Raw genomic sequence first — 24,471 nt, 5'->3', positions numbered from 1 at the left:
GCACCCGCGGAGCCGAGCACCATCAAGGAGAAACAAGAACATGAGCAAACTTCCCAAAGTCACCGGTCGCGATATGCGTGGCGTCATGTCCTACCCGCCCACGCCTGCTCTGCCCGGCGCGGACCAGGTGGAGGCACAGAACACCGTCGATCTCACCGAGACCGAGCGCATGGTCCGCCAGCTGATCACCGATGGCGTAGACGCCATCGCGTTGAACGGCACCCTCGGCGAAATGGCCACTCTGACTCTTGACGAATGGAAGGCCTTCGCTGAGTGCGCAGTACAGACAGCGCACTCTGTAAATCCCGACTTCCCCATCTTCGTCGGCTCAACCACCCTGAGCACCCGCGAGACCATCTCCCGTATGCGCTTCCTTTCGGAGCTCGGCGCCACCGGTACCCTCCTGGGCCGCCCGATGTGGGGCGAGATGGTGGCCCCGGTAATGGAGAAGTTCTACCGTGACGTCGCCGAGGCCGTTCCCGAAATGGCCATCGTGGTCTACGACAACACCGCAGCATTTGGCGGCATCATCCCGCGCTCGGTTTACCGCACGCTGGTCCAGCTGCCCCAGGTCGTTGCAGTGAAGTATGCCGGTGGCGCCTCGGTCGGCTTCCGGTACCACAACGACATGGCCCACACCGGGGACAAGTTTCCGCTGATGCCCATCGAGACCGACTGGTTCCCGGCTTGGGAGATGTACGGCGAGGAACTCGTTGGCATGGCCTGGTCCTCCACAACAGCCATGGGCCCGGACCCTGTCCTCCACCTGCGCGACGCACTGCAGCAGGGCCGCACCGATGACGCCCGCTGGCTCACCGAGCGGCTGCGCTGGGCACACGAACCCTTCATCGTTGGCCAGGACTTCTTCGAGTTCGCGAAGTACAACATCCCGCTCGAGAAGATCCGCGTCAACAAGGCCGGCTACATCAACGTAGGCCAGAGCCGAGTTCCTTACACCGAGGACCTCGTACCCCAGGCGCACTGGGACTCCACCGCAGAACACGTCGAGCGTTACCGCAAGATCGGCGCGGAGATCGAAGCGCGACTGGGATCCCGCAAGAAGTAGCAGACCAGGAATAGACAGAGGAATCAGCGAGGTCATCAAAATGACAACGGAGTCGGTAAACCCGGACACGGATGCTCATCTGCGCCAGATCCGGGAAGGGATCAAGCAGGGGCGGTTTCCGGCCCATGTCTTCAACGATCAGCAGATCTTCGACCTGGAGCAGGAACGGCTGTTCGGTCAGGCGTGGACCTTTTTGGCCCACGAGTCGGAGATCCCGAAGCCGGGTGACTACGTCACCCGGTATATCGGAAACAACAATATGATCGTTGCCCGGGACGAGCACGGGGAGATCCACGCAAATCTCAACATGTGCCGGCATCGCGGCAACATGATGTGCAAGTCGGAGATGGGGAACGCCTCCCACTTCCGTTGCTCTTACCACGGCTGGGTTTACAAGAACTCCGGTGAGCTCATCGGAGTTCCGTATATGGCCGAGGGTTATGAAGGCCGGCTGAAGAGGAAGGACTGGAGCCTGGTGGGGGCCCGTGTGGATAGCTACGCGGGTTTGGTATTCGGAACGTTTAACCAGGACGCTCCAACACTGGAAGAGTACCTCGGCGGGTTCCAGTTCTACCTCGACCTCTATCTCAAACAGGGCTTGGCCGGCAGTGAAGTGCATGGTCCGCCCGATCACTGGATCACCGAAACTGACTGGAAAATTGCGGCCGAGAACTTCGCGGGCGATGGATATCACACCCCGGTAGCCCACCAGTTCGGCTTCAACCTGGGGTACTTCCCCTCATCCGGCGCGACACACAGCCAGGGCTGGGCTGCGAGTATCCCCGGCAAGGGACACGGCATCGGACTCGGGCACACACCTGGACTTACCCCCTTTGCAGGCTTCCCGGATGACCTGACAGAAGAGATGCGGCGGAGCTTATCCCCTGAGCAGGTGGAAGTGTTTAGCAACACCCGTACAGCGGTTGGCACAGTGTTTCCAAACTTGTCCTTCCTGATGCAGCCCTTCAGCCTGACACCTGGTGAAACGGGTGTGCGGTTCGTGACGATGCGGTTGTACCATCCGATCGGCCCTGGAAAAACGGAGATGTACTCCTGGTGCCTGGTCCCGAAGGAGGCCTCCGAAGAATACAAGGAAGCTGCCTACCAGGCCTATACGCTCGCGTTCGCCCAGGCAGGTACGTTCGAGCAGGACGACTTGGAGAACTGGGCGCGCGTCACCCGCATGGCCAAGTCATCGGCCGTTCGCGGCATTGAATTCCCGTACATGATGGGCATCGAGAGTAAGCAGGATCCCGACTTCCCCGGTCCCGGCCATGTGGTCAAGCCCTACGTCAACGACTCCAACTTCCGGAACCTGTGGACCCGGTGGGCGGACTACCTGCTGGGTGAGGCCTGATCATGACCGTACTCAGTGCCGTTGACCGGACCGTGCAACAAGACATTCAGGAATTTATGTTCCGCGAAGCACTCGCTCTGGATGAGCGCCGCTTCCGCGACTGGCTCGAATTTCTCTCCGAAGACATTACCTACGATGTGCCCCTGCGGGTGGTTCGTGAAGGACTGGCCGAGTGGGAACTTTCCCCCAACGGCAGGATCTTCCAGGACAACAAGCAGACCCTTGAAGTCCGGGTGCGTCGCCTCGAAACCGACTTTGCCTGGGCCGAACAACCGCCCTCTCGCACACGTCACTACGTGACAAACGTGCTCATAGACGCCGGTGAGCAGAACGGCGAATACGAAGTCAGCTCTTACTGCCTCATCTACCGCAGCCGCGGAGACAGTATCGAGCCAAACTTCGTGTCGGTGTTCCGAAAGGACCTCGTTCGCAAAACTCCCCACGGTTACGAGATTGCACGCCGCTGGGCAGCCATTGACCAGGCGGTCATCAACGCTCACAACCTGTCCATCTTCATCTAAAAGGAACGAATCATGTCTGAATCGACAGCAAGGCCTCAGGCGGAGAATCCGGACACCGGTGAAGTGCTTGAGGTTCCGAAGGACGGCGGCAACAGCGGTCCGATCGTGATTGCCAACGAGTTTGCGGATGTCGTTGTCCGCAAGGTCGAAACACGAAACGGCGTCCGCCTCGAACTATGGTCCCCCCGCCGTGGCACCTGCGTGCGCTACGACGCCGTAGCCCTTGATGTTTTGAGCTACCAGGAACCAGAGTTCATCACCAAACTGCTGAGCAGGACACCAGGGGCATGAGCGGAACACTATCCGGTCAGCACATCCTGGTCACGGGTGGGGGATCAGGAATCGCCCGGGCGGCCGCCGAACGCTATCACCGTGAAGGGGCAATAGTCACCGTCCTCAACCGGTCCGCAGGTGGTGCCCAAGCAGTCGCGGAGTCCTCCGGCGGTGCCATTCAGGCCCTGGTCGGAGACGCCACGGACGTCGGTGTCCTCCGGGACGCTATCGCGGCCGCGGTCGACGCTGAGGGAAAACTGCACAACATCACGTGTGGTGTCGGAGTGTTCGACAACTACGCAAAGGTCAATGAGCTGTCTTCAGAGGAGCTCTTGACCGCTGCCGAGGAGGTGTGGCGGGTCAACGTGCGCTCAACGTTGCTCGCGGTCAATCTCGCCGTGCCGGCACTGCGCGCGGCGGGGGGATCGGTCACCCTCACCCTCTCCGAGTCAGCCTTCAACGCCATCGGAGGCGGCGTGCTTTACGGCAGCTCCAAGTGGGCTCTGCGCGGAATTGTAGATCACCTCGCTGCCGAGCTGGCACCCGAAATCAGGGTCAATGGTGTGGCACCAGGCGGCACTGGGGGAACCCGTTTCGGCGGACTGTCGACGCTCGGGCAAACTATGACAGCTGACCGGGTGGAAGGCCGCGACGAAAGAATCGCCGCACACACCCTGCTCGGCTTCACCGCCACTCCTGAAGACCACAGCGGGGCCTACCGCTTCCTGGCCGACCCGGTCGACGCCCGCGTTGTCACCGGGGTGGTCATCCGCACTGACGGCGGAAGACGCCTCTAGCAGAACCCCACACACCCAAAACCAGGAAAACGGTACGCCGTTGTACCGAAACCAGAACGAGGAACACACAAATGGTTGAAAAGTCCATCGAAATCCGTAAGACCTTTGCGCAGGTCGAAGAAATCCGTACGTCGGCCGGAAAGGGCGACGACGGCGGGCCGTTGCGTAAAGTTGCGGTCTGCGCTGTGATCAAAAACCCCTACGCAGGGGAGGGCTTTGTCGAGGACCTTTCAGCACTGGTCGAGGCATCACGCGAAATCGGGACCCTGCTGGGTAAGGAGGCACTGGGATTGCTCGGCGCCCCGGTCGAAAGCTACGGCAAGGCAGGCCTGGTGGGGAGCGCAGGCGAACAGGAACACATTAACGCCGTCCTTACATCCGTCTTCGGAGACGCCTTCCGTGAGGCCATTGGCGGGGGCGCGGCCTGGATCACATCGGTGACCAAGCCCGCCGCCGCGGGTGCAGTTATCGACGTGCCGACGGCTTTCAAGGACGAGGTCTGGGTCCGCTCGCACTACGACGCCCTGGAAGTGCGGGTGCCGGACGCTCCCCACCCCGACGAGCTGGTCGTCATCGCCGCCGTGACGAACCGTGGACGGCTGAACGCACGTGTTGGCGGCATGTCCATCGCAGAGTCGAAGGAGAAGGGGCTGTGACAGGATCGATCGCAGTCGTCGGAGCGGGCACGATTCTCTCCGGAGACTGGCAGTCACCCATCATCAAGGACGCCGATACCGTCATCACCAGGGACGGGATTATCACTGCTGTTGGCCGCAGGCAGGATCTGCTTGCCGAAATTGACGCCTCGTCCCATGTTGTCGACGCCAAGGGCACCACGCTCGCACCGGGGCTCATCGACTCTCACTGCCACGTGGTCATCGGCGACTACACACCCCGGCAGAAGACCGTGGACTTCCTCGCAAGCTATGTGCACGGCGGTATCACTAGTGTCGTATCCCCGGGCGAAATCCACGCACCCGGCAGGCCAAGCACCGCCATAGGAGTCAAGGCTCTCGCCATTGCCGCGAAAGAGTGCTTCGATAACTTCCACCCTAACGGCATGACCGTCCACGCCGGTGCCGTTGTGCTCGAACCTACACTGCAGGAAAAGGACTTTGTTGACCTGCAGGAGGCCGGGGTTCACCTGGCCAAGTTCGGGTTCGGCCGCTACATGGATCCCGCTGACGGCGTGGACCAGGTCCGGTGGGCGAAAGAGCACGGGATCACCGTGATGTGCCACTCGGGAGGGGCGAGCATCCCGGGAAGTAAGCCGATCACCCCGAAGCACCTCCTCTTGCTGGCCCCGCACGTATGCGGCCATGTCAACGGTGGACCAACCTCACTTGATGAGGCCGGCGTGGACCTCATCATGGACGAGACGGACATGGCTTTGCAGCTCGTGCAGGCCGGTAATCTGCGCTCAGCAGTGCGGATTATTAACCGTGCCGCTGACAAGGGCATGTTCGAGCGTGTGGTGATCGGTTCGGACACCCCAACCGGTACCGGGGTCATGCCCCTCGGTGTGATGAAGACCGTAGCCGAGCTGTCATCGCTCTCCAACGTCGACCCGGCCATCGTCTGGGCAGCGGCCACCGGCAACAACGCCCGGGTATGGGACCTGCCGGCTGGTTTCATCGCCCCCGGACGTGCCGCTGACCTCGTGGTTCTCGACGCACCTTGGGGCTCCACCCGCGACGACGCCCTCGGCGCGCTGTCCGTGGGCGATATCCCCGGCATTTCAGCTGTTATTACCGGAGGCGTGGTCCGCACGCTGCGCAGCCGGAACACACCCCAGGCTGCACGCGCGGCCGAGGTCACGCCCCGCATCGAGCACCTCGAAGCCTCAGGCCACTGACCCATCAGCACCAAAGGAGACAAAGACATGGCATTCAAGATCACGGTGGATCTTCCGGCTTGCCAGGGTTACGCAAACTGCCTCATCGAAGGTCCTGCACTTTTCGACATCGATGATGACACCAACAAAGCGGTAGTGATCGGCTCTGACGAACACGACGAAGCTTTGCGGGCCCAGGCAGAAGCCGCCAGGCGCGGGTGCCCGGCACACGCCATCTTCATCGAGGACATCTGATGCAGCGAATCGTCGTGGTCGGCGGATCGCTCGCCGGAGTGCACGCGGCCGAAGCGCTCCGCGAGCGTGGGTTTGACGGCGAATTGACGCTCGTGTCGGCCGAATCAGGGCTGCCGTATGACCGCCCACCCCTGTCCAAGGAACTCCTGCTTGACGGCATGACGCCCGAACAGCTTCTACTCCGCCCGGCCCCCTGGTACGAGGCACAAGGCATCGAGCTGCGGCTCAACACCGCCGCCCGTGGCATTGATGCCGACAAAGGGCTGCTCGCGCTCACGGATGGATCCGACCTTCCTTACGACGGCATGGTCATAGCCACTGGCTCCGCCGCCCGCCGCTTCCCCAGTGTCACCACCCAGGCCCGTGTGCACGTGCTCCGGACCCTCGACGATGCCCTCGAACTCCGTCCCGAACTCATACCGGGCAGGCACCTCGTCATGATCGGTGGTGGATTCGTTGGCCTCGAAGTCGCGGCCGTAGCCCGGGGGCTCGGACTGGACGTCACCTTGATCGAAGGATCCCCGATGCCCCTGGCACGGGCCTTCGGAACCGAGATTGCTTCATGGTACCGGGAGCTTCACGAAGGCAACGGTGTCCGCCTGATCTGCGGCTCATCCGTGCAAAGCCTGCAGGACTCTCCCGGCGGGGTCACGGTCACCCTCAGCAGTGGTGAAAGCCTCAGCGCTGACGTCGTAGCGGCAGGCATCGGTGCCACACCCGCTGTCGAGTGGCTCGCCGGAAGCGCCGTCGAGGTTGCTAACGGTGTCACCTGCACACCGGAACTGCTGACCTCGGTTCCGAACATCGTCGCTGCCGGAGACGTTGCCGCATGGCGCAACCCGGTCTTTGACGAGGAAATGCGCATCGAACACTGGTCGAACGCGGTGGACCAAGGCCGGCATGCAGCAGCAACACTGCTTGGCGAGAGGGACCCGTTTGCGTCAGTGCCGTACTTCTGGACAGACCAGCATGACAAAAAGATGCGGTTTGTGGGGCGCACGGTCGGTGCCACCGACATCCGGATTGAAGAGATGTCGGACGACAAACTGGTTGCCACTCTGGGCCGTGACGGCCTGCTGATCGGCGCGCTCACCGTCTGCGCTCCTCGGCAACTCGCCAAATACAAAGTCGCGATCCAAAACCGCACACCTTGGGAAGCCACCGAGGCAACGCGGCTGGCCCCGGCCACCTAAATCTTCCTTTCCCACCCGAATCCAACAAGGAGACACACATGAACACCGTCAAAACGGGCGACGCACTCTCGCTCATCGAACTCTTCCCCCAGGACGAAGACTGGTCCCTGCAGACCATGAGGCTGCTTTCCCAGGTCGCAGTCGGCGGTTCCGACCTGTTTGAATGCGCACGTACCGCAGCCCGCATCGGGCGGGAAACCACCGACGGCGAAACCTGGCACCGCGAGTGGAGCCGCACGGCCAAAGACATCGCAGCCGCCGGTTACGATGCCGTGGAACGCGGTGACACCACCACCGCCCGGCGGGCGCTGTTCCGCTCCATGAGCTACTGGCGCCACTCCGAATTCTTCCTCGACTCCTTCGACGAGCGACGCACCGAAGCCTACGTCGAGGGCACCAAAAACTTCCAGAAGGCTGCCGAGCTGTCCGAGGGACTCATCGAGCGGATCGCCGTACCGTTCGAGGGCAAGGAGATGGAGGGCTACATCGTCCGCCCCGACAACTCCGGCCAGGCCCGCCCCACGGTTCTGTTCCTTGGCGGCGCCGACTCTTGGGCCGAAGAACTCTACTTCCTGGGCGGAACCGAGTTCCCGGCCCGCGGCATGAACATCGTCATGGTCGACACCCCCGGACGCGGCAGCTCGCTGCGCTTCAAGGAAATGTACAGCAGGCCCGACTATGAAGTACCCGTCGCCGCCATCTTCGACTTCCTTGAGAAGCGCAGTGACGTTGACTCTGACCGGTTCGGTCTCGCCGGCGTGAGCTTCGGTGGCTACTACGCCCCGCGTGCTGCTGCATTTGAACCCCGCGTGAAGGCAGTAGCCGCCTGGTGTGGAACGTGGAGTATCCTCACGGACTTCTACGAGTTCTACCCGCCGCTGCAGAAGCAGCTCCAGTGGCTCAGCGGTTCAAAAGACGATGCAGAAGCCCGGGAGAAGCTGGCCAAATTCACCCTGGACGGTATCGCAGACAAGCTCAAGATCCCCGTCTACGTCATGCACGGCACCGCCGACATCATCATGGACATCAAGGGCGCCGACCGCTTCGTTGAGGCGCTTACCTCCGACGACGTCACCGTCGACATCTACGACGGCGCCGGATCGCTGCACTGCAGCTACGACTACATGTCAGTAGCAGGTGCACGACTGAGCGACTGGTTCCTCCACCGCATCTAAATGCATCCCGGCTGGATCCCCGCAGCCATTTTCCCGAGGATACATCTCGCCTCCCCTGCCACTCCAACGTTCCGCGTCGGGGTGGCAGGGGAAAACGAGAACCGCAGCTGCGTAGGTGATGAGGAACCGCGCACCACTCGCGCCCGGACCGGAGCGCTGAGGTAAATGACAGTTTTCAAGGAAGAAGGATTTTCACGTGGCCGATCTATTGATCCAGCGCGAAATCGCCGAGATATTGCCCTCCCTCCTGAACTACCCGCCGCTGAAAACGAAGGACTGGGCTGGTCTTACTCCTGGGGACAGGATGTACGTTCACAGGGAAACTCAGGTGCTCGTGCGTGGCACGGTAGACGACATGGTCGCGGACGGATCGATCTTCTGGATCTGGATCGACGGCGGTGGTGGCCGGATCGCCGTCCACAAGGACGATGACGTCCGTGTGTGGCTTGCGGTAGAACCTTCCGGTTCTCGAATCAAAAAACGCTTCAACGGTGCCGCAGTCACACCCTAGGCGGAGGTTCGGTAAGAACCGGATCCCGTCCCTTCGGCCAGCAAGGAATTCCAGATGTACGCCGAGCCTGTAATTCTCTTCCTGATGCGTCTGCTGACGCAGCCGGGAGAACCCTGGAGCAGTATCTTCGGCGAAGGTACTGATCCCGTTGCCGGTATCACCCTTGCCGCTGTCACTGTAGTTGCCTTGGCGGTCCAGCTATGGCTGATCTATAGGACTGCCCGCAGAGGAGGGCAGACCCTGGAGGACTCTGAGGCAGCGGTACATGTATACCTTCCTGTCTGCCTGCACGGCGACCCGCTTTTCTATCATCGGTTCCCTTCCGATGATGAACCTGGGTGAGCGGTTCTAGAACTTCGTTACCAGAACCACCGCCCCTAACCGGACTCCAAGAACATGACTATTCGAAATGGTGAGCCAATGATGCCGACACAAACATCGATTACCGTCGTCGCCCAGAACCGCGCCTCACGCGATCGCCAACTGGACGAAGCAACTCGTCTGCTGGGTGATGAGCAGCCCCGTTGCGGCATCCTAGTAACACGGCACACATACACAACATTTACCGTTGCTCTGCACCCCGAAATCGGGCACGGAACGATTCAAGAAAAGGACTTAGTGAGGTTGTAGGCGATCGGCCTTCGCGCCCATCCAACGCAACTACGTTCCCCTGTGCACGAAACGCCCACATCGCCGCATGAATGCCTACCCGGTGGAAGCAGCATAATCTCCATCACGCCCGACGTGGGATCGTCGCGCCGTTCCTAGGGACTGTGTCCCATAACTTCATTCTCGCGGGACCGTGGCACCCCAAACCCTGCCCGCGCACTTATTGAGGAGACCTCCCGTATGACCGCTTCCCCCGTAATCTCCCCTGCCATCAGGTCCGAACGCGAACGAAGCCTCCTTGCATCTGTGCCGACCGGGCTGCTCATCAACGGTGAGTGGCGGGACGCATCCGACGGTGGCACGTTCGACGTACACGACCCCGCTACTGGAGAAGTGCTCGCCACTTTGGCCTCGGCAACGAGCGCTGACGCGATCGCCGCGCTGGACGCGGCCGACGCCGCCCAGGCCTCCTGGGCACGGACCGCACCCAGAGTACGGGCGGAGATCCTGCGCCGCGCCTTTGACCTGGTGACAGAACGGATCGAGGACTTCGCGCTGCTGATGACCCTGGAGATGGGCAAGCCGCTGGCCGAGGCCCGCGGCGAAGTGACCTACGGGGCCGAATTCCTGCGCTGGTTCTCCGAAGAAACCGTCCGCGACTACGGCCGCTACCTCACCACCCCCGAGGGCAAGAACAAGATCCTCGTCCAGCACAAACCCGTCGGCCCCTGCCTGCTGATCACACCCTGGAACTTCCCCCTCGCCATGGCCACCCGCAAGGTCGCCCCCGCAGTCGCCGCCGGCTGCACCATGGTCCTCAAACCCGCCAAGCTCACACCTCTCACGGCACAGCTGTTCGCCCAGATGATGAGGGAAGCCGGCTTGCCCGCCGGAGTCCTGAACGTCGTCGCTTCCTCCTCCGCATCGGGGATTTCCGGGCCGCTACTGAAGGACTCCCGGCTGCGCAAGGTCTCCTTCACCGGATCCACCCCGGTCGGCAAACGCCTGATGGCCGACGCCGCCCGGAACGTCCTGCGGACCTCCATGGAGCTGGGCGGAAACGCCCCGTTCATCGTGTTCGAGGACGCCGACATCGACGCCGCGGTCGAGGGCGCGATGGCTGCAAAGATGCGCAACATGGGTGAAGCCTGCACCGCGGCCAACCGCTTCCTCGTCCACGAAGCCATCGCGCAGGAATTCACCCGGAAATTCGCCTCGGCGATGGGCGCCTTGGTCATCGGCGGCGGCACCGACCCCAGTGCCCAGGTAGGACCGCTCATCGACGCCGGCGCCCGCGACGACGCCCACAACCTCGTCACCGCCGCTGTCGACGCCGGAGCAGTGGTCCTCACCGGCGGCAACCGTGTGGCCGGGCCCGGGTACTTCTACCAGCCCACGGTCTTGGCGGACGTGCCCAACAACGCGGTCATCCTGAGCCAGGAAATCTTCGGCCCCGTTGCCCCTGTCACTACATTCACGACGGAGCAAGGAGCCATCAAGCTAGCCAATGCCTCCGAGTACGGCCTCGCGGCCTACCTCTACAGCAAAGACTTCAATCGCCTCCTGCGCGTGGCAGAACAGATCGAATTCGGCATGGTCGGCTTCAACGCCGGCGTCATATCCAACGCCGCAGCACCCTTCGGCGGCGTCAAGCAATCCGGCCTCGGGCGTGAAGGCGGCTCCGAAGGCATCGCCGAATACACCACCACCCAATACATCGGCATGACCGATCCGTACGCCCGCTAACAACTAGCGTGCGGGAGCGGCCTCGCAGGGCTCCCACGTTGTTGGAATGGCTTGGAGGGCTCGGCAGATGGCCGTCCGATAGCGAAACCATGCCCATTGACGCAGCGAGCAGGATAACCCAACACACAAATCACATGCGTGTAGAAAGGCAACTGTGAAGTTCGGGAAACAGCCCGCCCCGGTGGCGGACATCAACGAGGACAACCTCGAAGTCCATAAGCCAAAGACCGAAGCCGCCGGCGTCAAGGCCGTGATCGTGGCGCTGGAACGTGCGGTGGCGCAGGCCGGGGTGACGCGTACCGCCCAGTCGCTGCTGCGGTTGAACCAGCGCGGCGGTTTCGACTGCCCGGGCTGTGCCTGGCCGGACTCGGACAAGAAGCGCAAGGCCGCCGAGTTCTGCGAGAACGGCGCCAAGGCCGTGGCCGAGGAAAACACCCTGCGGACCGTGGGGGCGGAGTTCTGGGCGCAGCATTCCATTGCTGATCTTTCCACCAGGACCGAGTACTGGCTGGGCAACCAGGGCCGGCTCTCCGAGCCCGTGGTGATCCGGGAGGGCGAGACGCACTACTCACCCATTTCCTGGGCTGACGCGTTCGAGCTGATCGGCGAACATATTCGCGCCACCACGGCTGATCGCTGCGTTTTCTACACCTCCGGCCGCACCGCCAACGAGACCGCGTTCCTATACCAGCTGTTCGCGCGGGCCATCGGTACGAACAACCTGCCGGACTGCTCCAACATGTGCCACGAGTCCTCAGGCTCGGCGCTGAATCCGACCATCGGCATCGGCAAGGGCACCGTGTCCCTGGACGACATCCACGGCGCCGAACTGATCTTCGTGGTGGGCCAGAACCCGGGCACCAACCACCCACGCATGCTGTCCGCGCTCAAGGAGTGCAAGGACAAGGGCGGCAAGGTGGTGGCCGTGAACCCGCTGCCCGAGGCCGGCCTGTTCAACTTCAAGGACCCGCAGACCGTCTCCGGCGTCGTCGGCGGCGGCACGCCGCTGGCCGATGAATACCTGCAGATCAAGGTCGGCGGTGATTTGGCGCTGTTCCAGGCCCTGGGCCACCTGCTCCTGGAAGCCGAGGAGAAGAACCCGGGGACCGTCGTCGACCAGGACTTCATCGCCGCACAGACGGACGGCTTCGACGCCTACCGCCAGGCCCGCCGCGCCTTGGACTGGGCCGAAACCGAGAAAGCCACCGGCCTGGCCCGGAAGCAGATCGAAAAGGTCGCCGGAATGCTCATCCGGTCCAAGGCCAGCATCTTCTGCTGGGCCCTCGGCGTCACGCAGCAGCCGCACTCCGTGGACACGATCAAGGAAATGGTCAACGTCCTGCTCCTGCAGGGCAACTTCGGCAAGCCCGGCGCCGGTGCCTGCCCCGTCCGCGGCCACTCCAACGTCCAGGGCGACCGGACGATGGGCATCTGGGAAAAGCCGAAGGAATGGCTCCTGGAGGCCCTCGACACCGAGTTCGGCATCACCTCACCGCGGCACCACGGGTACGACGCCGTCGAGGCCATGGAAGCGTTCGAACGCGACGAGGTGGACGTGTTCGTCTCCATGGGCGGGAACTTCTCGCTCGCCTGCTCGGACACCGAGACCCTGGAAGCGGGGATGCAGCGGATCGGCCTCACCGTGCACATCAGCACCAAGCCCAATCGCTCGCATGTTGTGCACGGCCGCACGTCACTGATCCTGCCCACCCTGGGCCGGACGGACAAGGACGACAAGCACCCCAAGGGTGCCCAGTTCCTGTCCGTGGAGGACTCCATGTCAGTGGTCCACTCCACCCAGGGCCGCCTGACTCCGGTCTCCGAACACCTGCTGGCCGAGCCCGTGATCGTGGCTAGGATGGCGGAGGCCATGTTCGGCCCGGACCACCCTGTGGACTGGAAGGGCATGGCGGAGGACTACGACGTGATCCGCGACCACATCGAGCGCGTGCTGCCCGGCTTCGAGGACTTCAACGCCCGGGTCCGGACCAGGAACGGGTTCGTGCTGCCCAACCCCGCCGCGCGACACCCGTTCCTTCGCCACGGACATTGGCCGGGGCCGGTTCACCGTCAGCCCGCTAGAATACCTCACCCCGCCGCCGGGCCACCTGGTGCTGCAGACCATCCGCAGCCACGATCAGTACAACACCACGTTCTACGGCCTGGACGACCGCTACCGCGGCATCTCCGGCGGCCGCCGCGTCATCCTGATCCACCCGGATGACCTCGCCGAGTCCGGCTTCCAGGACCGCGAACTCGTGGACGTCGTCAGCACCTTCCAGGGCATGGACCGCCGCGCGGACAAGTTCCGGCTGGTCGCCTACCCCACCGCCAAGGGCTGCGCCGCCGCGTACTTCCCCGAAGCCAACGCCTTGGTCCACAAGGAAAACGTCGCCCGCGAATCCAACACCCCCGGATTCAAAGCCATGTTCGTCCGCTTCGAACCACACACGGGGAACCCAGCTGCAGCCGAAGAGGCTGCGGGTGGTTGGGCCGGCCACGGCGGGCTAGCTAGCTCCGCAACAGCAGTTACTAACCAGATGATCTCTGCCTTTGTTAAGAGAGACGCCTGACTGTTGCGGAGCCGGGCAAATTTCGAGGATATTTTGCCCTCAGAGGGTCTCAAACAATTCGGATTGGAGCGGGTTCAAGCATGGGGAGGTTATCTAGGTGGTGGATAACGGCTTTTATAATCCCTTGCGCGGTGCCCAGCGGCGCAGAACTTGGTGAGGGAGCCAGCATGTGCAGTGATGCAATAGAGCGGAGGCCATGGACGGAGTTCGCATGGTGTTCGCGTATTCCAGCCGGTATCAGGTCGCTTTGCTGGATGTAGCGGAAGGGTTTCGGATCGTCTATTGGTCGCCATCAACCACTTACTGGAGCGTGGGTGCCGGTGCCCCCACGGACACCGGCTGCTGAAGCCACCGTTGATACCTGCATCATCGGAAGTTGCCTTTCGGCCAGTTGCCTTTCTTGGCCCGGCCGCAAGAGTCGAGCCAACCAGTGCTGGATTTTCGACACTCGGAAGGTGCCCACGATCACCTGCACCCCGTCCTGTCAGCTTTCGATGCCGCACACAATCTCCTTGGTGGTTTCGATAAAGGCCGTGATGTCGTCGTCGGTCATTGGCAGCGACAATGAGAAGTCACCACGAGCGACCGGGAAGAAGCCGCGATTAGCAAGTTCCAGCGAGCAAATTTGCGTTCCGGTACCGTCGAAGTTCCGCCAGTAATCGCGATGAGTTCGAATGCTCAAGCCAGGTTCACGCATGAATCCATAGGCGAGGTGGGAGATGCCCTTGCCGTACACTGCGAAGCTGCTTCCCCGCTGGTTGCTCCAGTCGTTGAGCTCCTCCATCACGCGCGTGGCCATTCCATTGAGCCGGTCGAAGGCCCCCTGGGTGAGCTCCCTCATCGTGGAAATACCGGCGGCCAAGGCGACCTTATGGCCGTGGTGAGTGCCGGAGATGGAGACAAGCCCGGACTCCAGGACGCTCATGATCTCGGCAGAGCCGCCTACTGCACCGAGGGGGAATCCTCCACCGATGATTTTGCCCATTACCGTCAGGTCAGGTGCCACACCGTAATCACCCTGCATCCCCTGATAGCCGGCACGAAGGGTTACAGTCTCATCGAAGATCAGGACAATTCCCAGCTCCGAGGTCAGTTCACGAAGGCTCTCGACATAGTCCTGCTCAAGGGTAACAACGCCGCCGGAAGCACTTTCGAGCTCGAGGATAACGCAGGCGATCTCGCTCGCATGAGCTCGCAGGATTCGCTCCGTCCCCTCGCGATCGTTTTGGGTTAACACGACCACGTTGGCAACGTCCTCGGCAGGGATGCCTCCGCTGTCAGGGATGGCCTTTGGGGCGTCATCGGGACCGCAGTCTCCATCGTGGTCGGGGTGCCACGAGACCTGAAGCGGATCAGTGAAACCATGGTATCCGCCTTCGAACTTTGCGATCTTCGTGCGGCCCGTGAAGGCGCGGGCCACACGGACCGCAGACATGCAAGATTCTGATGCGGAGCAGGAGAATTGTACGCGTTCAATGGAGGGAATCCTATCGACAAGCAGCTGCGCGAGTTCCGTCTCCAAAGCCACGGGGTTACCAAACGAAACCCCGGTTTTGATGGACTCGCGCAAGTTTTTCTGCACCGCCGGATGGTTGTGCCCGAGCACATTCACCGTGAAGTTGTTGTTCAGGTCCAGGAGTCGATGCCCTTCGACCGTAGAAATGTAAGCACCGTCGCCGCCCTCGACATAGATCGCGTGCGGGCCGAAATTGAAGGAATTGCGGCTGTAGCCGCCGGGGACAACTTCCTTCCCACGGGCTGTCAGCTTCGCCGAAACGTCAAAACGACGGGAGAAGGTCGCGAGGGAAGATTCGAGGGTGATGGCGCCCATGTCCATGCTCCTTGGTACGTTGCGGGTACCCGCCCTGCCGAGATGTCAGGGCGGCGCCGGACTGCCATACACCACGTATCGAGTCGTCATACCTCGACCCCCGTAGCTGATAGGGCTTTCCGCCGCTATGAGATTAGTGCCGGACGCTAATTGAAGGTCAGACCCCGTTCGGCTACAGTTTGGTCCCCCCTCGTTCGAGGGGGTCGCTATTATTCGACGTCGGCGGCGACAGCCATCCGAACAAGCTCGACTCTGGAACGTGCACCAGTTTTCTTGAAGATCTCCCGAAGGTGGCCCTTGATAGTGTGCACGCTGAGATTTAGATGCTGCGCGATCTCGGAGTCACGGAGCCCCTTGCTCGCCAGCATCATCACCTCCGTCTCGCGCGACGTCAGGGACTGCCGAAGCCATTCCGGCGGTCCCTCTGCTCGTGAGCCGGTGCGAAGGAAGGCAACAATGCCTTCACCGCTTTGCAGCGGCACGACGCGCCTAACCAATCCATCGTCCGAGACCTGTCGATGTTCACGGTTTTGGAACTTGATGACAGCTTGGTCAAAGGACGGCGCGTCGCCGTGCTGTCCCTCCAGCACGCGCTGGGCAGCACGGTTCACATAGCGGGTGGCTCGCCTCACATCACTGATTACGACTGCCTCGTTCCCCAGGTCAAATGCATCGCGGAAAATCTCGATTTCATGTTTAAGGGACTCCTGTCGTTGCAGCGACTCAATCAGTGAACTCAGGAGTGCGGCGATTTCCTTCGCGTCCTGCAATTCCGTCGTTGAGAACCGGGGGCTCCCGGCGCGCCCTAGGTTGAGCGTGGCGACCACTTTGCCAGCGACAACGACCGGAACGTACACGAGGTTCGTCATCCGATGTAGCGAGAAAGCCTCGCGGTATACCGGTAGCTGCCGCCATTCCACTTCGGACATCATTGCAAGGTTGTATGCGATGTCCCGGCTGAAAATGGCGTGGTTCAACACTGGGTCGGAAGCGCGGCCGACACTGTCGTATCGAGCGAGAAAGAACTCGCTCACGCCGTGGGCTGAGGTGGACAGTAAGCGATGGGTATCCGGGTCGAGTAGATCAAAGCCCACGACAACCGAGTCAAAGACTTCATCAATCCCCGAGTAGAGGCTTTGAACGAGATCCTCGATTGAACGGGCTCGCGAAAGTTTCACCGCAAACTGCAGTCTGCTAGTTCTGCGGTGTTGCATCTCACGTTTATAGGGGAGCGCGCCGCCCCAGTCAAGCAACATGTTCACCTCTAGGACATGAGTATAAAAAGTCCTCCGGGCGGCATTTAGTCGATGCCGAGGTGCACCGAGGGGGCAACTAGTACAGCTAGACCACACCCCACCCTGACGTCAGGCTGGGGGGAGAGCTCGTCAGATTTGGCTCGGTTTCGTTCTTTTCTGACACAGCCGCAAGGAACTCCGAGGTCCTAACATGACACCGGACGCGGCCCCTGCCACCCTCAATAAAGCAGATATAAGTGTGGACAATGTCCACACCCTCTTTGGCTGGACAAATACAGGCACACATGGCTTCTCGACTACGTGGGCAAGCAAGCTGAAGTTTTACCGTCACCGTGGCCCGGTGCCTCCGGGCTCCTCCAACGTATGGGCAGTCAGTAGTCAACGTCCGCGTCGGGAACGGGGGTGCGAAGCGGAACGGTTGACACCCGCGAAGGCCCGGTGCCCCGAGAGGAGGTCAATAGGTGGCCGGGCCCGAAGGGAGCTATGCCTGCGATGCTGCACAAACTCCCGCCCGACCGCCCGGCGGCGTGTCCAGGGCGCCATCGAACTACATACGGAGTTTTCGCGCCCGCCGGGGGCAAAGCAGCTCTTCGGAGGCAGGGGCGACAGGCACGTCCGCGCCGGTGATCACCGGACGGAATCCGGAATGCGCAGCTGATCGTCCTGGCAGCCGTCCTGGGCCACCATCGGGACATCTGCCACAATCAGCCAGCAATGGTTACAGACGAACCAGATACGGCAGGTGCTATCAGTCTGTCTTGGAACCGCCTGCGAGGGCACGGTTCACGGCATCAACGTCCAGAAAATCGGGATCGTAGGGGTCGTCGGTGCCCGTGATGTCGGCGACCCATTCCAACACTCCGGCGTGATCCGGGTGGGCAGGGTCGGCAAGAACGTTCAGAATCTCCGCATATCCCGGGAAGCCCCCGGCATCTTCCAGCGGGCCGCGGCGGGCGCCGGCGATCAGCCGCGCCGGCGGATCGGTTTCGTTCCGGGGACGGCGGGTGACCACTTCAATCCTGTGAAGCCAGCTGTCGCCGAAGTCGTACTCGTAGAACGCGCTTCCTCATCCTGCGGCGACAGGCTGCTCCAGCGAGCGGTCCTCTTCGGCCAGGTCGGTGGGTTCCTCGCACCACTCGGCAGGGAGCCACTGCGGGGGCTCGATGATTTCTCCGTCAACCGGGCGCAGACGCGCGAACGGATCGGCGGCGGTAAACCGGTGCAGGTGTGTATCCTCCCACCCGAAGGCGACCTGCAGGACCTCGTGGACTTGCCCCAGTGACAACGAACCCGCCAGCTCCAGCAGGCGCCATATCTCGGGATCACACTCCGGCAGGCACACACGGACCCTCACAATCGAGTCCGCACCGTCCGTCATCTCGGCTACAGAGTCTTCCATAGAGGCATTCGTCGAGAGGACTCGCTGGGTCGTGCTCGAGTGCTGCGGTGATGGCCGCCGGGGACGGCAGGGTAGCCTGTTCATCGACCGGGAGCGCCTCGTACGTGTAGGACGTCACGGTCAGGGGTTGGGCGGAACCATCGAGGGCATAGCGCACAGTCCGATCGTTCCTGGATCCGCACACCAGGATGCCGACAGTCGGGGCCTGCCGGGACAGCCGGAGCATGTCGTTGACGGCTGCGACGTAGAAGTTTAGCTGCCCACGGTGCTCGGGCTTGAACTTGCCGGCCTTCAGTTCCACGACAACTTAGCCCGGTAACCGCACTAACGACTCTTCTTGCGGTTGATGCCAGGCGCCTCTCCCCCGCCGCGAACGTCCCCCTCCACCCTTGTCCTGGGTTTGCCGCTGCTGGGCAACCAAGTCGTGCACCCTCTCGGCCGAATCTGGGCCAAGGGACCTGAAGTCGCGGTCTGTTTGGGCGAGACGAGCTGCGGCACCATCCTCGGAATCTTGTGACTACCGAAGTCCGTGCGGTGGCTGCTGAAGACTATGAGGCTTTGCTGGCCCCATCATTTCGGCTCCCGCGACGCCCTTATTGCAGCGGCGATGGAGTGGGCATCAGAGCGCTCCATCGGAGCCTCCCAGCTTCGGGAAGCAGCCGCTCTCGGACACTCCTTCACCGACTCGCTGCTCGACTTAGTGCTGGACGACCCGGAGCTGCAGGTGTTTCAGTACGAAATGATTCTCGAATCACGCCGCCGCCCCGAACTCGCCGACGGCGTGCGCGCACTGTACGAGAACTACGTATCCGCCTTGGAAGATGGCTTAAAGGCATTTGGCTTGGAGGGCAATGTCCGCGTGGTCGCTCGCACACTCTTTGCCGCCCTGGACGGACTCGTACTTCAGTAACTCGCTGGAGTTGACAGGGCCGTGATCGCCGCCGCCCTTGAAGAGGTCCATGAAGTCCTGCTGCTCCGCCGCGATACCGGCGCGCCCACGCAGGCGACGAACTTGGTTGCCGGTCCGAAGTAACCGCCACGTCGGCCATGGCAGCCGACACGCCCTCGAGACGCTTCCGTCTGGTCCTCCGACCCGCCGAAGCCCGCACGGCCCTGGCCCGACTCGAGTCCAACACCGTGTGGATCAACATGCACGGCGTGGACCCCCGCATATCCTTCGGTGGAGCCAGGCAATCCGGCTACGGCCTGGAATTCGGCGTCGAGGACCTCAAAGCCCTCGACATCTGCCAATCATCAACGGCTGACATGAGTTGCGTCGGCGCCACAATCGCCTCCGGAGGAGTCAGGACGGGGATGCATCAGGTTCCTTTGAGGGCCTGGGGTGGTTCCGGGATCCTCCGCTCTGTGGAAACCTATTCGAGAAACTTGACGTAGGCTCCCGAACCGGGGCCATAGCTGTGGCCTACAGTGAAGGCCTCCGATGAATAGCCCCAGAGTACGCCCTCTTAGGGGAGGCGTTCCGGGTTGGAACGACGGTTCCACTTCTGCCGGGATGGGGTAGCAATCGGAGACCCTTTGACCGGTTGCGACCGCCGCGGATGCGTCAGGAATCAGAGAGGTCAACCACCGCTTCTAGGCTGCGGAGATGGCCAGGAACCGGATGGGCAGGTCCAGCAGCTCTAACGGGCCGTGGGGTCCTTCGCCGTCGAGGAGCAGCGAGTCCCCGGCCTCCATGGTGTATTCGTAGGCGCCGTGGCCGTAGATCATTTTCCCGGTGAGCATGTAGATGAATTCGGTGCCGGGGTGCTGGAAGAGGGGGAAGACGTCGGAGGCGTTGGTCAGCGTGACGAGTGTCGGTTCGAGTGCGTCGGTGCGTCCTTTCAGGGTGCCGAGCACCCGGTATTCGTGGCCGTGTTGGGTTCCGCTGCGTATGGTAAGGCTGCCCTGGCCGTTTTTGGTGAAGGTGGCATCGCGGTCGGTGTCGGCGCCGCGGAACAGGGCCGTGACGGGGATTTTTAGGCCGTCGGCCAGGCGCTGCAGGGTGGTCAGCGAGCACGAGGTGCTGGCCGATTCGATCTTGGAGATCATCGCCTTGGACAATCCCGTCCGGGCTGCAAGTTCGGCGGCCGACAGCCCGTGGGCTGTCCGGTAGCGTCGGAGCTGCCCGGCAATGATGCGCTCCAGTTTGCCTGCCACATCGTCTGCGGCTGCCTCTGCCGGCGCGCCCGTCTCTTCGCCAGTCTGATTGGTCACCCAGCCATCATAGGCTTCAGCCACGGCGTCTAGCCGATCACCCGGGACTCTCCCAAGAGCCCTGCGAGAACGTCGGCCAGGGCGCCGGCCCCGGCCTCGGCGTCCTGGTCCTCCACCAGTTCCTCCGGTGAATGCGATATTCCGGTGGGGTTCCTGACGAACAGCATGGCGGTGGGGATGTGGCCGGCGAGCACTCCCGCGTCATGGCCCGCGCCGGTGTCCAGGACGGGCGCGCCGGGAAGCAGTGCCTGCAGCCGGTCGCGCAGGCCGGTGTCGAAGTGCACTGTGGGGCTCAGTGATTCGGTGCCGAAGCTGACGGTGCACCCTTCCTCGGCGGCGATGACCTGGGCGTTGAGGTGGATGGATTCGACCAGGGCAGCGGTGACCTCGTCCTGCGGGTGCCGGAGGTCGATCCACAGGTCCACGCGGGAGGCGATGACGTTGGTCCCGCCGGGGACGGGCTGCAGCCTGCCGACGGTGGCGCGTGCGTCCCGGTACTTGCTGGCCGTGTCGCGGATGCCGATCATGATCTTGGCCGCGGCGATCATGGGGTCTTTCCGGTCGTTCATGAGGGTGGTTCCGGCGTGGTTGCCCTGCCCGTGCACTGAGAGCTTCCACCGGCCGTGGCCCAGGATGGAGGATCCGATGGCCACCGGCTGGCCCAGGTCGACCAGTCCCCTGCCCTGTTCGACGTGGAGTTCAACGAATACGCCGAGCTGCTGGAGGGTCCTGCGGTCGGCGCCGATGAACCGGGGGTCCTGTCCGTTGGCCGCGGCCACGTCGGCGTAGGTGTTGCCGTCCGCATCCTTGAGGTTGCGGGCCTTGTCCGGGTCCAGGGCGCCGGTGAGCAGGCGCGACCCGAGGCACGCGACGCCAAAGCGGGAGCCTTCCTCTTCGGGGAAGACGGCGATGGCCAGGGGCCTGCGGGGCCGGACGCCCCGTTGTTTGAGGATGTCGACGGCCACCAGGGCAGAGGCAACACCGAGGGGGCCGTCATATTCGCCTCCGCCTGGGACCGAGTCGAGATGGCTTCCCGTGACGACGGCGTCGCTGCGGACGCCCGTGGCGGTGTCCCACCAGGCCCAGATGATGCCGTTGGCGTCGGTAGTGACATCCAGCCCGCGCCTGCCGGCCTGTTCGATGAACCAGCCTCGCAGCTCGGTTTCGGCGTTCGAGAAGACCGGGCGGGAGTATCCGCCGCGATGCCTGTCGGTCCCGGTCCCGGAGATGTCCCGCATGAGGCCGGTGACGGTGTCGGTTGCCGGTTTGGTCGCTGGGGAGGTCACTGGCTGCTCCGTTTCTGTAGGTGGGTTCGTGGGTGTGCGGGCGCTGACCGGTTAGTTGGCGCTGATTCGGGCGGTTGCCTGGCGGAACCGGGCCGGGACCTCGCCGGTGCCGGTGGCGAGGTCGGCCGCCCATTGCCCGATCAGCGGCGCGAACTTCGCGCCGTGGCCCGAGCACGGGGAGAGGACGGTCAGCCCCTCGGCCCGGTCGATGAGGAAGTCCTCCGTCGGGGTGTTGGTGAACAGGCACGTGGTCTCGGCGTACGGTTCAGGGTCAAGTCCGGGGAGGTACTTTTGGACGTAGTCCACCACACGGCGCCGGTTGTCCGGGTCCACGGCGCCGGTTTGGGCGGCGGCGGAGGGGATGAGCTTTCCGCCGTTGTATTCGGCGACCTTCTGCCCGGCGAAGCTGGCATCCCGTCCTCCGGGCAGCCCGTAGGTCTGGATGGCCGCGCTCTTGTGGATGAAGGTGGGCCATTCCGGCTGGCTGCCGGAAAGCTCACGGTAGCGGAAGTGGTAGGCCTGCTCCTGCCGGACGGTGATCTCGGGCAGTCCTGCAAGGAACCCGTCGGGAAGGCCGAGCCGTCCCAGCAGCCCGGGCAGCCAGCCGCCGGCGCTGACGATGACGTTCCCGGCGTCGATCTGCCCCCCTGCCGCGGAACGCACACGGTAGCCGGATCCCCGTTTCTCCACGCCGGCGACGTCCCAGCCGGTCAGCAGCCTGGCGCCATGCTTCACAGCCTGGTCGATCATGGCGTTGACCGAGCCTTCGGCGTCGATGACGCCGGCGCCGGGGTGCCACAGCACGGAGGTGTCAAAGGCGATGTGGGGCCAGCGTGCCCTCGCTTCGACGACGCTGAGGAGTTCGTGATCCACGCCGGCGCCGGCGAGGACCCGGGCCAAGTGCTCCGGCTGCCGTTCGGGCCCGTAGTCCACCGCTCCGAACGGGGTGATCAGTTCCAGCCCGCTGGCCGCCTCGAGTTCGTCCCACAGAACTTTGGACTCGATCACGGCCCGGGTATAGAACTCGTCCGGGTAGGCGTAGCGGAAGATCCGGGCGGACCCGTGCGAACTGCCGTCATGGCTGGCCGGGACTGTGCGTTCCAGGATGGTCACGTCGTGGCCGCCGGCGGCGAGCTGCCAGGCGGTGGCGGCGCCTGCGAGCCCGGCGCCGACCACAACAAAGTCCGACGCGTCGGAAAAAGACCCCGTCATCACTTGGCTCCCGGGATCCAGCTCGTGCCGGCCAGCGGCACGCGGGCCATGGCGGAGGCTTCGATGGTGAGGGCCACGAGATCTTCGGGCTCGAGGTTGTGCAGGTGGGACTTTCCGCAGGCCCGGGCGATGGTCTGGGCCTCCATGGTCAGGACGCGGAGGTAGTTGGCCAGGCGGCGGCCGCCCGCGACCGGGTCCAGGCGGGAGGAGAGTTCGGGGTCCTGGGTGGTGATGCCGGCGGGGTCGCGGCCGTCCTGGAAGTCGTCGTAGAAGCCCGCAGCAGAGCCGAGCGCAGCGTATTCGGCGGCGTAGCGGGGATCGTTGTCGCCCAACGCGATCAGGGCCGCGGTGCCGATGGCGACGGCGTCGGCCCCCAGGGCCATGGCTTTGGCGACGTCGGCGCCGGTCCGGATGCCGCCGGAGACGATCAGCTGAACCTTCCGGTGCAGACCTAGTTCCTGGAGCGCCTGGACGGCCTGCGGGATGGCGGCCAGGGTGGGGATGCCCACGTTTTCGATGAAGACCTGCTGGGTCGCAGCGGTGCCGCCCTGCATGCCGTCGACCACCACGACGTCGGCTCCGGCCTTTACGGCCAGGGCGGTGTCGTAGTACGGGCGGGAGGCGCCGATCTTGACATAGATGGGGGTCTTCCAGTCCGTGATTTCACGCAGTTCACCGATCTTGATCTCCAGGTCGTCCGGTCCGGTCCAGTCCGGGTGGCGGCTGGCGGAGCGCTGGTCGATCCCGACCGGCAAGGTGCGCATGCCGGCGACGCGGTCGGTGATCTTCTGGCCCAGCAGCATGCCGCCGCCGCCGGGCTTGGCGCCCTGGCCGAGCACGATTTCGATCGCGTCGGCCTTGCGCAGGTCATCCGGGTTCATGCCGTAGCGGGAGGGCAGGTACTGGTAGACCAGGTGCTTGGACTGACCGCGCTCCTCGGGGGTCATGCCGCCGTCGCCGGTGGTGGTGGAGGTTCCCACCTCGCTCGCGCCGCGGCCCAGTGCCTCTTTGGCGTTGGCGGACAGGGCGCCGAAACTCATGCCGGCGATGGTCACCGGGGTCTGCAGGTGCAGCGGCCGGCTCGCGTGGCGGTCGCCGAGGATGACGTCGGTGTCGCACTTTTCGCGGTAGCCCTCCAGCGGGTAGCGGGACATGGACGCGCCGAGGAACAGCAGGTCATCAAAGTGCGGGACCTTGCGCTTGGCGCCCCAGCCGCGGATGTCATAGACGCCGGTGGCGGCGGCACGCTGGATGTCCGCGATGGTCGCACGGTCGAAGGTCGCCGATTCGCGCAGGCCAAGCTCTTCGGTGTGCTGGGCGGGGAGAACCGTGTCCTGGGGCAGTGAGGTGATAGTCATGGGAG

At 63.3% G+C, this 24,471-nt stretch carries 21 protein-coding genes and 3 pseudogenes; 16 read left to right on the top strand and 8 right to left on the bottom strand.

The window, feature by feature from the left end; all coding sequences use genetic code 11:
• Positions 1-40: 40 nt before the first annotated feature.
• From ABH915_RS10085 to ABH915_RS10020, 14 genes and pseudogenes are all read left to right on the top strand, one after another.
• On the top strand, positions 41-1,066 hold the full coding sequence (locus ABH915_RS10085) for a dihydrodipicolinate synthase family protein (protein WP_370120570.1): 1,026 nt from the start codon (positions 41-43) through the stop codon (positions 1,064-1,066).
• Between the two features lie 40 nt (positions 1,067-1,106).
• On the top strand, positions 1,107-2,423 hold the full coding sequence (locus ABH915_RS10080; protein ID WP_370120567.1) for an aromatic ring-hydroxylating dioxygenase subunit alpha: 1,317 nt from the start codon (positions 1,107-1,109) through the stop codon (positions 2,421-2,423).
• Between the two features lie 2 nt (positions 2,424-2,425).
• Complete coding sequence (locus tag ABH915_RS10075) at positions 2,426-2,944, top strand: 3-phenylpropionate/cinnamic acid dioxygenase subunit beta (RefSeq protein ID WP_370120564.1); 519 nt, start codon at positions 2,426-2,428, stop codon at positions 2,942-2,944.
• 12 nt (positions 2,945-2,956) lie between these two features.
• Complete coding sequence (locus ABH915_RS10070; RefSeq protein ID WP_370120562.1) at positions 2,957-3,235, top strand: hypothetical protein; 279 nt, start codon at positions 2,957-2,959, stop codon at positions 3,233-3,235.
• On the top strand, positions 3,232-4,014 hold the full coding sequence (locus tag ABH915_RS10065; RefSeq protein ID WP_370120559.1) for an SDR family NAD(P)-dependent oxidoreductase: 783 nt from the start codon (positions 3,232-3,234) through the stop codon (positions 4,012-4,014). Before ABH915_RS10070 ends, ABH915_RS10065 begins: the two co-directional genes overlap by 4 nt.
• Before the next feature lie 71 nt (positions 4,015-4,085).
• Complete coding sequence (locus tag ABH915_RS10060; protein ID WP_370120556.1) at positions 4,086-4,670, top strand: amino acid synthesis family protein; 585 nt, start codon at positions 4,086-4,088, stop codon at positions 4,668-4,670.
• Positions 4,667-5,869: an amidohydrolase family protein gene (locus ABH915_RS10055; RefSeq protein WP_370120553.1), complete on the top strand. Its 1,203-nt coding sequence runs from the start codon at positions 4,667-4,669 to the stop codon at positions 5,867-5,869. Before ABH915_RS10060 ends, ABH915_RS10055 begins: the two co-directional genes overlap by 4 nt.
• Before the next feature lie 27 nt (positions 5,870-5,896).
• Complete coding sequence (locus ABH915_RS10050; protein WP_268002285.1) at positions 5,897-6,103, top strand: ferredoxin; 207 nt, start codon at positions 5,897-5,899, stop codon at positions 6,101-6,103.
• A complete protein-coding gene (locus ABH915_RS10045) occupies positions 6,103-7,296 on the top strand; it encodes an NAD(P)/FAD-dependent oxidoreductase (protein ID WP_370120550.1) in 1,194 nt (397 codons plus the stop codon). The genes ABH915_RS10050 and ABH915_RS10045 overlap by 1 nt, the downstream gene beginning before the upstream one ends.
• A 38-nt stretch (positions 7,297-7,334) precedes the next feature.
• A complete protein-coding gene (locus ABH915_RS10040) occupies positions 7,335-8,471 on the top strand; it encodes an alpha/beta hydrolase family protein (RefSeq protein WP_370120547.1) in 1,137 nt (378 codons plus the stop codon).
• A 196-nt stretch (positions 8,472-8,667) separates the two neighbouring features.
• Positions 8,668-8,982, top strand: a complete 315-nt coding sequence (locus ABH915_RS10035; RefSeq protein WP_370120544.1) for a hypothetical protein — start codon at positions 8,668-8,670, stop codon at positions 8,980-8,982.
• Positions 8,983-9,036: 54 nt separating this feature from the next.
• Positions 9,037-9,324 carry a hypothetical protein gene (locus ABH915_RS10030; RefSeq protein WP_370120541.1) on the top strand — a complete coding sequence of 96 codons (288 nt, stop codon included), beginning with the start codon at positions 9,037-9,039 and terminating at the stop codon, positions 9,322-9,324.
• A 507-nt stretch (positions 9,325-9,831) separates the two neighbouring features.
• Entirely contained in the window at positions 9,832-11,337 is a 1,506-nt protein-coding gene (locus ABH915_RS10025) for an NAD-dependent succinate-semialdehyde dehydrogenase (protein WP_370120538.1), read from the top strand.
• A 154-nt stretch (positions 11,338-11,491) separates the two neighbouring features.
• A pseudogene (locus ABH915_RS10020) lies at positions 11,492-13,820 on the top strand (FdhF/YdeP family oxidoreductase); the annotation flags it as partial.
• A 574-nt stretch (positions 13,821-14,394) separates the two neighbouring features.
• Here ABH915_RS10020 and ABH915_RS10015 read toward each other — a convergent pair.
• The 4 genes and pseudogenes from ABH915_RS10015 to ABH915_RS10000 form a co-directional block, all read right to left on the bottom strand.
• Positions 14,395-15,741 (bottom strand): aspartate aminotransferase family protein, encoded by a 1,347-nt coding sequence (locus ABH915_RS10015; RefSeq protein WP_370120536.1) that lies wholly within the window; start codon positions 15,739-15,741, stop codon positions 14,395-14,397.
• A gap of 209 nt (positions 15,742-15,950) precedes the next feature.
• A complete protein-coding gene (locus ABH915_RS10010; protein ID WP_370124981.1) occupies positions 15,951-16,997 on the bottom strand; it encodes a response regulator transcription factor in 1,047 nt (348 codons plus the stop codon).
• A 748-nt stretch (positions 16,998-17,745) separates the two neighbouring features.
• A pseudogene (locus ABH915_RS10005) lies at positions 17,746-18,375 on the bottom strand (plasmid pRiA4b ORF-3 family protein).
• Positions 18,320-18,697: a PDDEXK nuclease domain-containing protein gene (locus ABH915_RS10000; protein ID WP_370120533.1), complete on the bottom strand. Its 378-nt coding sequence runs from the start codon at positions 18,695-18,697 to the stop codon at positions 18,320-18,322. Before ABH915_RS10000 ends, ABH915_RS10005 begins: the two are co-directional and overlap by 56 nt.
• Positions 18,698-18,925: 228 nt before the next feature.
• Here ABH915_RS10000 and ABH915_RS09995 point away from each other — a divergent pair, with 228 nt between their 5' ends.
• Positions 18,926-19,306 carry a TetR/AcrR family transcriptional regulator gene (locus ABH915_RS09995; protein ID WP_370120530.1) on the top strand — a complete coding sequence of 127 codons (381 nt, stop codon included), beginning with the start codon at positions 18,926-18,928 and terminating at the stop codon, positions 19,304-19,306.
• A 162-nt stretch (positions 19,307-19,468) separates the two neighbouring features.
• Positions 19,469-19,647, top strand: a pseudogene (locus ABH915_RS09990) (aldehyde dehydrogenase family protein); the annotation flags it as partial.
• A 342-nt stretch (positions 19,648-19,989) separates the two neighbouring features.
• Here the strand turns inward: ABH915_RS09990 and ABH915_RS09985 are convergent.
• The 4 genes from ABH915_RS09985 to ABH915_RS09970 are packed head-to-tail and all read right to left on the bottom strand — an operon-like array spanning position 19,990 to position 24,466.
• Positions 19,990-20,610, bottom strand: coding sequence for a helix-turn-helix domain-containing protein (locus ABH915_RS09985; protein ID WP_370120527.1), 621 nt, complete (start codon positions 20,608-20,610; stop codon positions 19,990-19,992).
• A 29-nt stretch (positions 20,611-20,639) separates the two neighbouring features.
• Positions 20,640-21,896, bottom strand: coding sequence for an allantoate amidohydrolase (locus ABH915_RS09980; RefSeq protein WP_370120524.1), 1,257 nt, complete (start codon positions 21,894-21,896; stop codon positions 20,640-20,642).
• 51 nt (positions 21,897-21,947) lie between these two features.
• Entirely contained in the window at positions 21,948-23,108 is a 1,161-nt protein-coding gene (locus ABH915_RS09975) for an FAD-dependent oxidoreductase (protein WP_370120521.1), read from the bottom strand.
• The gene (locus ABH915_RS09970) at positions 23,108-24,466 is read right to left on the bottom strand and encodes an FMN-binding glutamate synthase family protein (protein ID WP_370120518.1); all 1,359 of its coding nucleotides are present in this window, start codon (positions 24,464-24,466) and stop codon (positions 23,108-23,110) included. The genes ABH915_RS09975 and ABH915_RS09970 overlap by 1 nt, the downstream gene beginning before the upstream one ends.
• Positions 24,467-24,471: the final 5 nt, after the last annotated feature.

It is taken from the genome of Arthrobacter sp. MW3 TE3886, assembly GCF_041262145.1.
Lineage (GTDB): Bacteria > Actinomycetota > Actinomycetes > Actinomycetales > Micrococcaceae > Arthrobacter.
Note: the sequence above shows the minus strand (reverse complement) of the source record. Positions and strands in the feature narration are given on the sequence as shown.